The sequence below is a fragment of the Paenibacillus sp. NAIST15-1 genome, assembly GCF_001894745.1.
GTDB lineage: Bacteria > Bacillota > Bacilli > Paenibacillales > Paenibacillaceae > Paenibacillus_B > Paenibacillus_B suaedae.
Genome location: NZ_BBYF01000010.1, coordinates 61,643 through 77,206 on the forward strand (window position 1 = coordinate 61,643; position 15,564 = coordinate 77,206).

The 15,564-nt window shown below is 46.8% G+C and carries 14 protein-coding genes; 13 read left to right on the forward strand and 1 reads right to left on the reverse strand.

Annotated features, from left to right (window positions below):
* Positions 1–43 precede the first annotated feature (43 nt).
* The 7 genes from ruvX (at position 44) to PBN151_RS19815 (ending at position 6,559) form a co-directional block, all read left to right on the forward strand.
* Positions 44–460: a Holliday junction resolvase RuvX gene (gene ruvX, locus PBN151_RS19785; protein WP_021257001.1), complete on the forward strand. Its 417-nt coding sequence runs from the start codon at positions 44–46 to the stop codon at positions 458–460.
* A 9-nt stretch (positions 461–469) separates the two neighbouring features.
* A complete protein-coding gene (locus PBN151_RS19790; RefSeq protein WP_021257000.1) occupies positions 470–769 on the forward strand; it encodes a DUF1292 domain-containing protein in 300 nt (99 codons plus the stop codon).
* Positions 766–1,065, forward strand: a complete 300-nt coding sequence (locus PBN151_RS19795) for a DUF1292 domain-containing protein (protein ID WP_065292202.1) — start codon at positions 766–768, stop codon at positions 1,063–1,065. Before PBN151_RS19790 ends, PBN151_RS19795 begins: the two co-directional genes overlap by 4 nt.
* Before the next feature lie 97 nt (positions 1,066–1,162).
* Positions 1,163–2,224 (forward strand): endolytic transglycosylase MltG, encoded by a 1,062-nt coding sequence (gene mltG / locus PBN151_RS19800; protein ID WP_072730370.1) that lies wholly within the window; start codon positions 1,163–1,165, stop codon positions 2,222–2,224.
* Between the two features lie 17 nt (positions 2,225–2,241).
* A complete protein-coding gene (locus PBN151_RS19805; protein ID WP_072730472.1) occupies positions 2,242–3,177 on the forward strand; it encodes a peptidase U32 family protein in 936 nt (311 codons plus the stop codon).
* Between the two features lie 17 nt (positions 3,178–3,194).
* Positions 3,195–4,535, forward strand: a complete 1,341-nt coding sequence (locus PBN151_RS19810) for a peptidase U32 family protein (protein WP_072730371.1) — start codon at positions 3,195–3,197, stop codon at positions 4,533–4,535.
* 179 nt (positions 4,536–4,714) lie between these two features.
* The gene (locus PBN151_RS19815; RefSeq protein ID WP_227774878.1) at positions 4,715–6,559 is read left to right on the forward strand and encodes a peptidoglycan D,D-transpeptidase FtsI family protein; all 1,845 of its coding nucleotides are present in this window, start codon (positions 4,715–4,717) and stop codon (positions 6,557–6,559) included.
* A gap of 61 nt (positions 6,560–6,620) precedes the next feature.
* Here the strand turns inward: PBN151_RS19815 and ytvI are convergent, their stop codons facing one another.
* Positions 6,621–7,778 (reverse strand): sporulation integral membrane protein YtvI, encoded by a 1,158-nt coding sequence (gene ytvI / locus PBN151_RS19820; RefSeq protein WP_072730372.1) that lies wholly within the window; start codon positions 7,776–7,778, stop codon positions 6,621–6,623.
* 191 nt (positions 7,779–7,969) lie between these two features.
* Here ytvI and PBN151_RS19825 point away from each other — a divergent pair, with 191 nt between their 5' ends.
* From PBN151_RS19825 to PBN151_RS19850, 6 genes are all read left to right on the forward strand, one after another.
* Positions 7,970–9,346, forward strand: a complete 1,377-nt coding sequence (locus PBN151_RS19825) for a polysaccharide deacetylase family protein (RefSeq protein ID WP_072730474.1) — start codon at positions 7,970–7,972, stop codon at positions 9,344–9,346.
* A 521-nt stretch (positions 9,347–9,867) separates the two neighbouring features.
* On the forward strand, positions 9,868–11,598 hold the full coding sequence (locus PBN151_RS19830; protein ID WP_072730373.1) for an ABC transporter substrate-binding protein: 1,731 nt from the start codon (positions 9,868–9,870) through the stop codon (positions 11,596–11,598).
* An 84-nt stretch (positions 11,599–11,682) separates the two neighbouring features.
* Entirely contained in the window at positions 11,683–12,639 is a 957-nt protein-coding gene (locus PBN151_RS19835; protein WP_072730374.1) for an ABC transporter permease, read from the forward strand.
* 16 nt (positions 12,640–12,655) lie between these two features.
* A complete protein-coding gene (opp4C, locus tag PBN151_RS19840; protein ID WP_072730375.1) occupies positions 12,656–13,576 on the forward strand; it encodes an oligopeptide ABC transporter permease in 921 nt (306 codons plus the stop codon).
* Positions 13,577–13,585: 9 nt separating this feature from the next.
* Positions 13,586–14,569 (forward strand): ABC transporter ATP-binding protein, encoded by a 984-nt coding sequence (locus PBN151_RS19845; RefSeq protein WP_021256989.1) that lies wholly within the window; start codon positions 13,586–13,588, stop codon positions 14,567–14,569.
* The gene (locus tag PBN151_RS19850) at positions 14,566–15,534 is read left to right on the forward strand and encodes an ABC transporter ATP-binding protein (protein ID WP_072730376.1); all 969 of its coding nucleotides are present in this window, start codon (positions 14,566–14,568) and stop codon (positions 15,532–15,534) included. Before PBN151_RS19845 ends, PBN151_RS19850 begins: the two co-directional genes overlap by 4 nt.
* Positions 15,535–15,564: the final 30 nt, after the last annotated feature.

Here is a 15,564-nt window from a genome sequence, read left to right on the forward strand (position 1 = left end):
ATAGAGAAGTAAGCATCACTGGATGAATACTGGGAGAGACTGAATGAAGATTCTTGGCTTGGATTACGGAGATCGACGGATCGGTGTCGCGATAAGCGATGCTTTTGGTTGGACGGCACAAGGACTTGAAGTCATTGAGCGTCGCAAACCAGAGAATGATCTGAAGCGACTTGGTGACATTGTGAAGGAGCACGGCGTGGAAGCCTTCGTCCTTGGACTGCCGAAGAACATGAATGGCACAGTCGGACCTCGGGGCGAGCTAAGCATGTCATTTGCAGAACAGTTGAAGCAGTCGTTCGGATTGCCCGTTCACCTGTGGGATGAACGCTTGAGTACGGTGTCGGCAGAACGCGCATTGCTGGAAGCTGACGTCAGTCGCAAGAAGCGTCGACAAGTCATCGATAAGATGGCGGCAACCATTATATTACAAACATATCTTGACTATCAATCAAGAAGGTGAGGGGTTACTATGACACGAGATGAACATTTGCAAGAAGAACCGGAGATCATTTATATTCCGGACGACGAGGGCAACGAGGAAGAATTCGAAGTCATTATGAAGTTCGATGTAGATGGCACGGACAAAAAATATATGATGGTCGTACCTGTCGATTCTGATGATGAAGATGCGGATGAAGTGTATGCGTTCCGTTATGAAGAAGAGGATGACGATTTGAAGCTGTTTACCATTACGGACGAAGAAGAATGGAATATTGTCGAGGAAACGTTCAATACGTTATTTACAGCGGATGAGGAGAATGAAGGGTGACCGAACGACTTGAACTTCAATTGACAGAACAGCTAAAGAATGCCTTCGGTCAATTCGTTGAGATGACGGATGAGGCCGGTCACAGTCGTGTCCTATCGTTAATCGCTGAATTCCGGCTTGATGATCGAGCGTATGCAGTACTTCTTCCAGAAGGTGCTCAAGAACCGGAGCAGGAACTGTATCGCATTATCGGGAGCGAAGCAGAAGGCTGGGAGCTCGAAACGATCGAAGATGATGACGAGTGGGAAGAAGTAGCTGAGCTGTATGATGAATTAACGTACCGAGACGAATTTTAATTTGTCGTTTGTAGAGTCGGTGGATGGCATCGGCTAACTGATATTTTACGGAAAAAGGGCGGATTTCCGCTCTTTTTCCATGTAGGAGAGTGTGTGGATGAAGAAAGGCTCGAAGGTGCTGCTCACGATCAGCCTTGTGCTTCTACTCGTAGCTGGCGCTGGTGTTGGTTATATATGGAGCGGAATGCGTCCGCTCGCGCAAGAAGAACGGGAGATTCCCGTTTCGATCCAACAGGGCTCTGGAACAGCAGCAATCGCATCACAGCTGGAGGAGCAGGGAATTATTCGCAATGCACTCATTTTTAAAGTGTATTTGAAATGGAACGGGGAGGGAAGCCGCTTCCAAGCGGGGAAATACACGTTCCGTCCCGGTGTTACCTATGACGACATTATCGCGAAGCTCAACAGCGGGGAAGTCGTTCCGGAAGAAATGGTTCGCTTCACAATTCCAGAAGGTTATACCGTAGAACAAATTGCGGACAAACTAAGCAATGATGGCGTTGTGGATAAGAATCGCTTCTTGAAGCTGGCGAATGATACGGCTTGGCTTAAGGGACAGGCCCCGATCGCTGCGCATATTCCGACTGACGCCAAGTTGAAGCATCGACTTGAAGGATACTTGTTCCCTGAGACCTATGAGTTGAAGAAGGGGAGCTCTGAGGAAGAGATTATTGCACGGATGGTGCAAGAGACAGAGAAGCGATTGTCGCAGGCTTCCCCAACTTGGGAATCCGATTTGAAGACACGTGGTCTGACGCTGCACGATATGCTGACCTTGGCTTCGCTTGTTGAGCGAGAAGCGGTTGTGGATGAAGAGCGTCCATTGATTGCGGGCGTCATCGATAATCGAATTGCGAAGGGGATGCGCCTGCAAATTGATGCCACCGTTCAATATGCACTGGACAAGCCGAAGGAACGTTTGTATTATAAGGACTTGGAAATCGACAGTCCTTACAATACGTATAAAATAGATAAATTGCCGCCAGGGCCTATTTCCAGTCCAAGTACGGCCTCCATTCAAGCAGTATTGAAGCCGGAGGCTTCAGAATATTTGTATTATGTGACGAAAAAAGACGGCACTCACACGCATCTGTTCGCCAAGACATTCCCAGAGCATCAGCGTAATATCGAACAGAGCAAGAAAACGGCAGCACAATAGAAAGCGGTGAAATGAACATGACTTATCAACCTGAATTGCTTGTTACCGCAGGCAGTGTTGAGGAATTGGAACGCTTGCTTCAAGCAGGCGCGAATGCAGTCCTCGTCGGGGAAGAAAAATATAGCATGCGCATGCCAGGCGAAATGACCATTGCAGATATCGAGGCAAGCCTGCCGATCGTCCGCAGCCATAACGCCAAACTGTATGTTGCAGTAAATAATATTATGCATAATGAGCATCTGACAGATCTGTCGTCTTACTTGAAGCGACTTGAGGAACTGGGCGTTGATGCGATTGCCTATGGCGATCCAGCTGTAATTATGGTTGCACGAACAGCAGCGCCAACTCTTCGTCTGCAGTGGAATGCGGAGATGACATCGACGAACTACCGGACAGCTCAGTACTGGCAGAAGCGTGGCGCAAGCCGTATCGTTGCTGCCCGCGAGCTGAACCTTGAGCAAGTGGTAGAGATGAAGCAGCAGCTTCCGGATATGGAGGTTCAAGTTCAAATCCATGGGATGACGAATATTTATCATTCCAAGCGCCATTTAGTTCACCATTACATGCGTCATCTTGGCAAAGAAGAAGGCACATATGAGGTAGGGATGGAGCAGAAGCTGTTCCTCGTAGAGCGAGAACGTCAGGATGAGAAGTTCCCGATGTATGAAGATGCGAACGGAACACATATCATGAGCTCAGACGATATGTGCTTCATCGAAGATTTGAAGTTGCTGCTCGATGCACACATTGACAGCTTTAAGATCGAAGGAATTTTGAAGTCGATTTCATATAATGAAACCGTTGTTCGCGTGTATCGCGAAGCGATTGATAGCTATATTGTCGATCCTGAAGGGTATTCCATGAAGGAAGAATGGCTGGAACGCATTCGTGCAGTTCAAGATCCAGAGCGAGAGCTCTCATTCGGATTTTTCTATAAAGAACAAATGTATTAAGGAGGGGGCGTACAACGATGAGTACACAAACGAAACGTAAATATAACGGCAAGCGATATCGCTTGGATAAGCCGGAATTACTTGCTCCCGCCGGTAATTTGGAGAAGTTGAAGTTCGCTATTCATTACGGTGCGGATGCCGTGTACATTGGCGGACAAAAATACGGTCTGCGTTCCAATGCGGACAATTTCAGCTTTGAAGAAATGCGTGAAGGTGTGGAGTTTGCTAAAAAATATGGGGCGAAGGTGTTCGTGGCGACGAATATTTATGCGCATAATGAAGATGTCGAAGGCTTGGAAGAGTATCTTCGCAATCTGGAGAATGCGGGCATTAGTGCCATTATTGCTGCAGATCCATTTATCATTGATACTGCCATGCGCGTGGCGCCGAAGCTGGAGGTTCACGTAAGTACACAGCAGTCCATCGCGAACTGGCAGACGATTCAATACTGGAAAGATGAAGGCATGCCTCGCGTCGTCTTAGCTCGGGAGACGAGCATGGATGAGATTCAGGAAATGAAAAATCACGTTGACATCGAAATTGAGGCTTTTATTCATGGTGCGATGTGTTCTTCTTATTCTGGACGCTGTGTGTTGTCCAACCACTTTACAGACCGCGATTCCAACCGTGGCGGCTGCTGTCAATCATGCCGCTGGAAATACGATCTGTTCGAGGATGACCGTGCAGATGCAATGGATATGATCAGCGAACAGGAAGCATCTGGTTCGTCTGTATTGGAGCAGTTCCGTCTAGGCGTCAATCAAAAGGCGTTGTTCGATGAGAATGACAATGCGTTCGCCATGAGTGCGAAGGACTTATGCATGATCGAGCATCTGCCGGATCTGATCGATGTTGGGGTGGACAGCTTCAAGATTGAAGGCCGGATGAAGTCGATTCACTATGTGGCTACGGTCGTTAATGTGTATCGGAAAGTCATTGATGCGTATATGGCCGATCCGGACAATTATGAGCTGAAGCAGGAATGGCTGGACGAGATTTATAAGGCGGCTAACCGTCCTGTCAATACAGGTTTCTTCTACGAAGAGCCGGATCATGAGGATCATATTTACGAGCCGGAAGACAAGCCGGCACCTTATGATTTCGCTGGATTGGTTATGGACTACGACGCTGAGACAGGCATCGCGACGGTTCAACAGCGCAATCACTTCAAGGTTGGAGCTGAGGTTGAGTTCTTCGGCCCGAACAATACGTTCTTCAAGCAGAAGGTAGAGAAGCTGTGGGATACAGAAGGCAATGAGCTAGATGCAGCTCGCCATCCGCTGCAACTTGTGCGTATGAAGGTCGATCAGCCGGTTACGTATTTCGATATGATGCGTAAGAAGAATGCCAAAGCGTAAGTGATTTAGAATAACGGAAAAAGTGAGCCCTTACCGGAATGGTAGGGGTTTTTTTGTGCAGAAATAATGCCGAGTAGGTGTGATCAAAAGGATAGATTCGCGCATGAACTAGCGCTTGTGGTTATGCATAAGGAGAAGTGGGCAGTAATGGTACTGATAAGGAGAAACGGACTTCGTTTGTGGATAAGGAGGTGGATGAAGTGTTGTCGCGCCAACGTTCGAAGCGGCAGAAGCTCATGTACAATCGGCTTGTTCTGCTCGCATGTGCCATTACCGTAATGATCGGAATCTATATTGTTAGATTAGGCTGGCTCCAGCTGTTGTTCGTGCACAGCAAGGTGGATGATGGAGTCCATACTGTTCTGCAGCGCACCGTCATTCAACGGGCACGTGGTGTAGTGCTGGATGATGGACGCGGCTCGATCGTAGATCGGGCTGGGCGCCCGTATACGGGTCAGGTCGTGAAGGCCCTTGTCCTCTTCCCAGTGAATAAAAATGCTATTCGTACGGATGCAGTTCGGAGCATGGCGCTCTGGCTGCACGAGTCAGAACAAGAAGTCCGGCGTCGATGGGAGGAGCTTGTCGAACCTTACATTTGGCCGAATGAGAAGGATAAAAAATTGCCCTTCGAGCTGAGTGCGGAGCAGGCCGATCGAGTTCAATTATCTGATTGGGAAGGGATTCGAGTACTTCCATATACAGTTCGATATCCGCTTCGTCAGCATACTCCGCAATGGGTAGGGGCTATTGCGGATATGACGGATACATCGAACAATGAGTATTTCAAGAAGAGTGGCAACAATGCTAATTCAAGTATTGTTGGTGTATCGGGTTTGGAACGAACGTTTGAACCATTGCTCAAGGGATTGGGCGCCACGACAGTCGTCCATTATACAGATGCAAGTCAACTGCCGCTGCATGGACTCGATGTGCGCTTACGGCGTCCTGATAATCCATATTATCCATTAAGGCTTATTACGACAACGGATCAGACAATCGAAGCCGCTATTGAGCAAGTACTTGATCGGTATCATATTGAGAAGGGATCGGTAGTCGTCCTTGATGCAGCAACAAGGGATGTGGTGGCGATGGTGTCTCGCCCTGCCGCAGATCCTTATCATATTGAGCCGGAGAAGGCAGCGTGGAACAATCGGGCAACCAAGGCCCTCCAGCCGGGGTCTGTCTATAAGCTGTTCATTGCGGCTGCCGCAATGGAAGCGGGACTGACGCAACTGAATGAACGCTTTTCCTGCGATGGGCATTATGGGAAGTACGGTTTAGCGTGCTGGCTTCCAGAAGGGCATGGTACGTTGACATTGCGTGAGGCATTGGCAGAGTCATGCAATGAAGTGTTTGCTGAGTTGGGAGAACGATTGACAGGGCAGCAGCTATTGAACTATGCCAAGACAATGGGGCTAAGCGGGCTTGTTGGTATGGTTTCGGATGATGGGATGGGCCACCGGAGTTTGCGGCACTTCGAAGGAGAGGAAGGAAGTCGAATATTTCCTGACAATGTACAGCCGGGGAATGTGTCGGGCGGAGAACGAGCTCAATCTGGTATCGGGCAGCGGAATGTTCGATTGACACCTTTGGCTGCAGCCAACTTCGTCGTAACGCTGCTTCAGAATGGAAACTTCGGATCACCACGATTGATTCAGGAAGTGCAGTATGCCACAGGGATGCCGATCGTTCGATTCCCTGTACAAGTCAAAAAGGAGCGAGTGATGAAGCTGGAGACAGCCCGTAACGTAATGAAAATGATGGTGGATGTCGTCCAGTACGGTACGGGGCAATCGCTCAAACAGGCTTCCTGGAATGTTGCAGGCAAGAGTGGTACTGCCCAAGCTGAGGCATTTGGGACGGCTAACGTACATACATGGTTTGTAGGGTACGGCCCAGTTGAGAAGCCAAAGTATGCAGTGAGTGTCGTCAGCGAAGATGACCAATCTGGCACTTCGCATAAGGCAACAGAGGTATTCCGAGCTGTAATGGATGTGCTGGCTGCACAGCCTCCACATAAATAGCAGGCCAATCTCATCAAGGAAGATTGGCCTGCTATTTCATATCAACAAGGTATCTTGGTTTCTACTTGTTCTTTGGTTCTTCGTTATCTTTATTGTCCTCATTTTGATCAGGAGAATTGTCAAATGGATGTCCAGATACAAATTCTTCTTTAGGCATACGAATCCAACGTTTTAAATAACCTTGATCGTAAAGAGCTTTTATTAAGATCAAGAGGACGGTGGACATGACGATGCCGATAACCCCGAACAATGACATGGACACGATCATGAAGGACAGCATCGTAAATGCGGATACCCCAAGCGATGTCCCCGTAATCTTCGGATCAAGAATTTGCCGGATTAGAAGGGTGACGCCCATAACGACTGCAAGTCCAATGGCTAGCGATGTATTTCCGATAATAAGCAGGTAGGCGATCCAAGGGATAAAGATAAATGGAATCCCTAAGAGCGGCAGTAAATCAAAAAGTGCCGACAATAAAGCGACTAAGAAGGAATTGCTCACGCCAAGTACAAGCAGACCGATAAACACAATGACAAAGGTAACGGAAATCAGCTTCAGTTGAGCCTTTAAGTAAGCAGATAACCCCTTCAGAACATTTTCCTTTAGAAATATGTAGGCTTTAAGAAACGTGCGCGGTGTTTTATTGCGGGCAACTCTGCGCCAAGTATCAATCTCGATGCTGAGGAAATAGCCAAGGATGATGGCGATGAAAAAGTTCAGCGTAAACGTCGAGAAGGACGTTATTTGCTTAATGAGCAGGCTGAGCAATCCGACGATAAATTCGGAAATATGCTGGGCCGCATTGCCGGCATATTCATTGATGCGGCCAGATACATCAGGCGGCAGTGATTCATACCGGTTCTGCAAATACGTGGCGATGTTCACCATTTCACTCTGAACTGCCTTAATATAGGTAGGCAGCTTGGCTTGCAGCTCGATTGCTTGATGCACGAGTATAAAACCGAGCCCAAACATGGCTCCTAGAATGACAAGTACGAACAATAAGACGGAGATGGCCGAAGCGATAGCTTTCCGCATACCCCGCCGGTGAAGAAATGCCGCCAGCGGTTCGATGAACATGAATACGATGAAGGCTAGAAAAATAGGGGCGGCTATCGAGTACAAGTAGCTAAACGTGTACATGATTAAATATGCAGTCAAAATCAACAAAGCGATATCAAATGCTGTCCGCCAATACTTACGGTAAAATGCAATCATAGAACAGACTCCTTTTCACCAAATAACAATATGATAATCATTGTACACGAAACGATTTCCCGTGCCTATTCTTTGTTCATTATGTTACAATAATAACAGTTCATACGTAGAGTAAGTATACGTATATGTTCAAGTCTGAAGAGCTTGAGAACGTTGCATTTTATTATGTAAATAAGAAACGGGGAACTGGGATGGTAGAATTCATTTTATTATGGGGGTTTTACATCCTGACGTTTTATGCGTTTCTCCCTGGCTTAATCAGCCGCCTGTTTGGATTTCGTGTCTTCCAGAAGGGACGTGCAGAACGGGAACTGGCGTTGACATTCGACGATGGTCCAGATCCGATTTATACACCTCAGCTGTTAGACCTATTGAAGAAATATAATGCCAAGGCAACATTCTTTGTGGTTGGCATCCACGCAGAGCAGCATCCAGACGTGCTGAAGCGAATGCACGATGAGGGTCATCTTATCGGTATTCACAATTATGTTCATAAGTCCAACTGGCTGATGCGTCCAAAAACGGTGAAACGACAAATCCGTAAAACGTCAGACATTATTGAATCAGTAACTGGCAAACGATCGAATTACTATCGACCGCCTTGGGGGATTGTCAATCTATTCGATTATGGCAGATTGGGTCACTTGCAAATTATATTGTGGTCTGTTCTATTCGGGGATTGGCGGAAGAAGCTCGGCTCTGAACGCTTGTATCGGCGTATGATGAAGCGATGTCGGGGTGGGGAAGTTCTACTGCTGCATGATTGCGGCCTTACACTTGGGGCAGATCGGGAAGCGCCAGCGAATATGCTGGCGGCATTGGAACGGTTTCTAGACGAAGCGGAGAAGCGCGAGCTGCGCTGTGTCCGTATCGATGAGCTCATTCGATTGACCGATCAAGCCCGGATGAAGAATCCAAGCTTGCTTAGACGCATGGTCGTACGTTTCTGGTTTCTCTATGAGAAAGCTTTCCACTCCGTCTTTGCGTTGAAGACAACGAACCATGAACAGCCTGTGTTTCATTTCCGTGTTCGTCCGTATCATGGCAAGGCCGTAGTCTTAGATGACGGAGTAGAATTGAAGCATAATGACCTGGTGCTGGAACTGCATTTCGACAATCGACTATTATATGATATTGGTCATCGGTCGAGGAGTGCGATGCAAATTGCAATTCAGATGATACGTTCCGTAGAACGTACGCTGCCAGAGCTTGCTGATTACTTGCTAAGCGATCAGAATTTACGGGCGAATGTGAAAGCATTGTACGGAGTAAGCATGATGCACCGGGGACCCGAGCAATTCGGATTTACGGTACGAGATTTGCCAAGAGGATTATTCTCTTGGGTGTCTCGGAGATACTTGCGGCTGCTGATGAGCATTATTCATCCACAGGGACAGAATCGATTGAGGCAGCAAGCGGAACAGATGATTCCGAAGTTGATTATCATGTCGACAGAAACCTTGTTATCGCGATATGGAAGAGATAGAAATTATGCATTTGATGCGAATGCATCTGAGCGGCTTGTGCTCGTCGATAAGAAAGTAGAGAATGTGGCGCATCCGTTATAATTCGATATATTTACCAAATAATAACATTTGATTTAAAAGCTTTGAAAAATGACATTGTTCATTTTTTAGAGCTTTTTTTGTACTCCTTAACGGAATGAGTATTTATGCAACTTTTATGCAAAAAAATAAAAATGCAGAAATGCACATTCTGAGAGGAATAAGTAGACAGTTATCCACTGAGGGGATACAATATAGTGAAATAGGATCAGATTTCCGTTTTTAGTATAAAAATAGTTTGATTTTTTGAGACGATTTTCCTATGATTGATAAAAAAAAGTTATCGAATGAAAATTAAAATCTTTTAAGGTAAAGCTGACATAAGCATTTACAAATACGAAATTATCAAGTAGTATTATGAAAAAATATTCGTCTCTTGCTGAGGAATTGGTCATTCTTTCTTATTTTATTGACCAATGTTCTATAAAAGAGTATATAGCCGAACATTCGAAGCTAACTAGGTAATATGTATACAACTTTTATACTATTTATAAATGTCATCTAAGAAATAAGGGGAGAATGTTGTGAAAAAAAGTCTTAGCACCATGATTTGCTTATTGTTATCATTGACACTTATCCTGTCTGCTTGCGGAGGCGGAAATTCCTCTGAAAGTGCAGATAAGTCTACTGGCCAAAATACAGAACAACCTGCTGAAGAATTGGTAACCGATGGCTTGATTAAAGCTTCGGATGTATCCTTGTCTCCAGAGCTTGCGAAGAATCGTAAGGACACGATGATTATCGGCATCACGTCACCAAGCGGTATTTTTAACCCACTCTTTGCGGACTCGCAATATGATAACTTTATTAATAGCACCCTATTCACCAGCATGATTGAAGTGAACAAAGACGGTACTTATAAAGAAGGGATCGCGGAGAAGTGGGAAATCTCTCCTGACAACCTTGTTTATACGTTTACACTTCGCGATGGTTTGAAGTACAGTGATAACACTCCTGTAACAGCGGACGACGTAGCATTCAGCTTGACTGTATTGCACGACAAGTCCTATGACGGTCCTTCTGACATTATCAAGGATGCTCATATCAAGGGCGGCAAAGAGTATAAAGAAGGAAAAGCAACATCCATCGAAGGTATTAAAGTTCTTGACCCACGCACGATTCAAGTGACAACGACAGAAGTGAATGCATTGGCATTTTCCGCTATCGGTTCCGTAGGCGTGCTTCCTAAAGCAATCTACGGCAAGGATTACAAGCAAGGCAGTCTTGGTTACATGAGAGACCTCTTCACGCATCCGGTCGGCAATGGACCGTACAAGCTTGAAAAGTTCACTCCAGGTCAAGAGGCAGTATTGGTAGCAAACGAGCTCTTCTACCAAGGCAAACCTAAAATCGAGAAATTGATCTACAAATTCACGACGTCGGAAACGAATGTGCAATTGCTGCAAGCCGGCGAGACGGATATGGATTTCATCGATGTTAACAAAGACACAATCGAGCAATTGAAAGAATTTGGATTCGTTGACGTTAACCTGTTCCCAGCGAACAGCTACGGTTATATCGCGTTTAACCATAAGCATGACCAATTCAAGGACAAGCGTGTTCGCCAAGCATTGACATACGGTTTGAACCGTAAGGAAATCGTTGATGCGGTATACCAAGGCTATGCAGACGTTCTGAACGTTCCGCAATCCAAAGTATCTTGGGCGTTCACAGATGATGTGAATAAGTACGATTTCGATCTGGAAAAGGCAAAACAATTGCTGGATGAAGCAGGCTGGAAAGTCGGCGGTGACGGCATTCGTGAGAAAGACGGCAAGAAATTCAAGATTACGTTCACAGCAACTACTCCTAACCCTGTAAACGATGCAATCATTCCACTTGCTCAAGCAAGCTACAAAGAGCTTGGCATCGAATTCGTTGCAGAACAAATGGACTTCAATGCTGCTGTAGACAAGCGTAAAAAAGGCGATTTCGACATGATGTTCTTGGCGTGGGGCTTAACACCAGATCCGCAATCCGGTGAAAATGTGTTCAAGACTGGCGGTTCCCAGAATGATGTTGGATACTCCAATCCGAAGGTTGATGAGTTGTTCACGAAAGCTGGAGCAATGGTAGACACTGAAAAACGTAAAGAGGTCTTTAAAGAACTGTATAAAGAGTTGAATGAGGATCTTCCTTACATCTTCTTGTACCAACGTCGTGATATGTGGGCGAACAACGCTCGCTTGCAAGGCTTCGATATGTCGCCATATCGCAACTTCACGTACAGCTTGCCACAATTGCAAATTCAATAGCCGCAAGGCAAATGAATTATGCCTGCAAAATGCTCAGCCTCCGGGCTGGGCATTTAGGCTTATATAAAGCTAGGAGGAATAATTATGAAGCAATACGCCATTCGGCGGCTGTTACAATTGGTTCCTACGATAATAGGGGTATCCGTTATCCTGTTCGCCGTGTTTGCATTGGCACCGGGTAACTTTATCGATTCGAACCCGACGATTTCCAAAGAGCGCGCTGCTGAACTTAAAGCGATTCACGGTTTGGACAAGCCGCTTACTGAGCGTTACTTCACTTGGGCGAGCAACACACTCAAGGGTGATTTGGGGATGTCCATACAGCATAAGCAACCGGTTACAACTGTACTTAATCGCTATATGTGGAATTCCTTTATGATCGCTGCAATCGTATTAGTTTTATCATGGGCAATAGCAATTCTTGTCGGTGTATTTTCTGCTATCAGGCAATATTCATTTTTTGATGGGGTAGTTACGTTTCTCGTATTTGCCTTAATGTCATTGCCATCGTTCTTTGTTGGCTTATATGCAATTAAAGCGTTAGCTGTCGACTTCAAAATATTCCCTGTTGGCGGAATGTACACCTCCGGAAGCAATGCTACCGGATTGGCGCAATTCTGGGATTTGGTTCATCATTTAATGCTGCCAGTCATCGTGCTGACTGCACTTAGTGTAGGTTCACTTACTCGTTATTTCCGTACGAGCATGCTGGAAGTTATCCGTCAGGATTATATCCGTACTGCACGTGCGAAAGGCCTAAAAGAAAGAACGGTTATTTTCAAACACGCGCTTCGCAATGCAATGCTGCCTGCAATTACTTTGCTGGGTATCGAGCTTCCGGGATTGTTCGGTGGCGCAATGATTACGGAGAAAATCTTCAACTGGCCGGGTATCGGCCGCATCAACCTGGAAGCAATCACGTCGCGTGACTACTTCTTGTTGATGGGCTTCACGATGTTCTTGGCATTGCTCACTGTAGTCGGTAACTTCTTAGCTGACGTGCTGTACCGCGTGGCCGATCCACGTGTACGCATGAAATAGAAAGGGGAAAAAGCTCGTGTCTCAAACTGCTACTAACTCTGCAGCTGCAACAGCTGCTTCGAAGACGAAGCCTGCTTCCCCGTGGAGGTTGGCATTTAAGCAACTTAGCAAGAACAAATTCGCAATGGGCGGAATTGTCGTTGTACTTTTGATGTTCATCATTTGCTTTATTGGCCCGCTGTTCTCGCCGTATTCATTGGATACGATGGGCCCAATGAAAAATAAAGGTCCTTCCGCTACGCACTGGCTTGGTACGGACAACCTGGGACGCGACATCCTGCTGCGGGTTATGCTCGCAGGCCGCGTTTCCTTGATCGTCGGACTCGTGGCGATGATTATCTCTGTCACAATCGGTAGTACGCTTGGCGCGATTGCAGGTTACTATCGCGGATGGGTTGATTCCATCATCATGCGTCTAGCAGATATTATGATGTCGATTCCTAGTTTGCCGCTCCTGATCATTCTTGGTGCGGTTCTATCGGATATGAAGGTTCCGCCGGATAAGCGGATTTACGTGGTTATGTTCTTGCTTGGATTCATGAGCTGGCCGAGCTTGTCCCGTCTCGTGCGCGGGCAGATCTTAATGCTTCGTGAACAGGAGTTCATGCAAGCGGCAGAAGTGCTTGGTCTGCGTGACCGCCGCAAAATCTTCCGCCACTTGTTGCCGAACACGATTCCGATCATTATCGTCGTAGCGACATTGACGGTTGCAGGTGCAATTCTGCAAGAGTCGGTATTGAGTTACTTGGGTCTAGGGGTAGTACCGCCGACACCGTCATGGGGGAACATGATTACGGCCGCGAACAACTTGATTGATTTCCAGAAGCGTCCATGGCTGTGGATTCCGCCTGGCGTATGTATTTTCTTGACAGTAATTTCGATTAACATCATTGGTGACGGCTTGCGGGACGTCCTCGATCCGAAAATGAAGAGGTAGGGATACGTTATGTCAAATAACTTGATCGAATTTCGCAATTTGCGGACGAATTTCTATACTAGCAGTGGCGTCGTAAGAGCGGTCAATGATGTCAGCTTCTCAATTAAAGAAGGAGAAACGCTGTGTGTCGTTGGTGAATCCGGATGCGGAAAAAGCGTAACAGCGATGTCTCTTATGCGTCTTGTCTCTCCTCCGGGTAAAGTGGAGGGTGGACAGATCTTATATAATGGCAAAGACTTGCTTGGAATTAAGGAACGTGAAATGCGCCAGATCCGCGGTAACGAAATCGCGATGATCTTCCAGGAGCCGATGACGTCTCTGAACCCGGTATTTACGATCGGGGAACAGCTGACAGAACCGATCCTGCTGCATAAAGGCGTTACGAAGAAGGAAGCAAAAAAACGTGCGATTGATCTGATCGAACTGGTCGGCATTCCACGTGCGGCACAAATCTTCGATGCATATCCGCATGAGCTTAGCGGTGGTATGCGTCAACGGATTATGATCGCGATTGCGCTTAGCTGTGATCCGAAGCTTCTCATTGCGGATGAGCCGACAACGGCGCTCGACGTAACGATTCAAGCACAGATCTTGGATTTGATGCGCAACATTAAGAAGGAATTCAATACGGCGATTATGATGATCACGCATGACCTTGGTGTCGTAGCGGAAATGGCTGACCATGTTGTCGTTATGTATGCAGGTAAAGTGATTGAAGAAGCTCCTGTGCTTGAGCTCTTCAAAAATCCGAAGCATCCATATACGCAGGGCCTCTTGAAGGCAAAGCCGGTCATCAATGAGCGTATGGAGCGTTTATATACGATTCCGGGACAGGTTCCGAACCCTGTTGAACTCGGAGAGAACTGTTATTTCAATGATCGTTGCGAGCATTGCATGTCCATCTGTACGGATAAGCAGCCTCAGCTTAAGGTGTATGACAACAAACATAAGACAGCATGCTGGCTGTATGAAAAGGGAGGGGACGTACAATGAGTCAACAACCGTTGCTACAAGTAGACAATTTGAAAAAATACTTCCCCATCCAGGGCGGTATTTTATCCAAAACGGTAGGCCATGTTCGTGCGGTTGACGGTGTGTCCTTCAGCTTGAATAAAGGGGAAGCGCTTGGTCTCGTAGGGGAATCTGGATGCGGTAAGTCAACTACAGGTCGTACCATTCTTCGCCTGCTCGACAAGACGGATGGTCAAGTATTGTTCAACGGCGTAGAGATTCATGACTTGTCGAAAAAGGAACTGCGCAGTATGCGTCCCAAGATGCAGCTTGTGTTCCAGGATCCGTACAGCTCCTTGAACCCGCGTATTAAGATCGGCGATGCAATCGGCGAAGCCTTGATTGACCACGGCATTTCTTCGAAGAACGAAGTGCGTGATCGGGTCAAAGAAATTTTGACGATTTGCGGTCTTGCTCCTTACCATATCGATCGCTACCCTCATGAATTCTCTGGTGGTCAACGCCAGCGTATCGGGATTGCACGTGCCTTAGTATTGAATCCTGAATTTATCGTAGCGGATGAGCCGGTATCGGCGCTCGACGTATCGATTCAAGCACAGATCATCAACTTGCTGAGTGATCTGCAAGAGCAGAAGAACCTGACGTACTTGTTCATTTCTCACGACTTGTCGGTCGTTGAGCATTTGTGCAACCGTATCGGGGTTATGTACTTGGGCTCGCTCGTTGAGATGGCTCCTCGTGATGAGCTGTTCAGAAATCCGCTTCATCCGTACACGAAGGCATTGCTGTCTGCGGTGCCTGTACCAGATCCAACACGCAAGCCTGATCGGATCGTATTGCAAGGGGATATTCCAAGCCCGGCGAACCCTCCATCCGGCTGTAAGTTCCATACGCGCTGTCCGTTTGCGACAGACATCTGTAAGCAGGCGGTTCCGGAGTATCGTGATATGGGCGGCGGACATCAGGTTGCTTGCCATTTGGTCTAATTTGAATAATTCTCGTTATTTGCAGGCTGT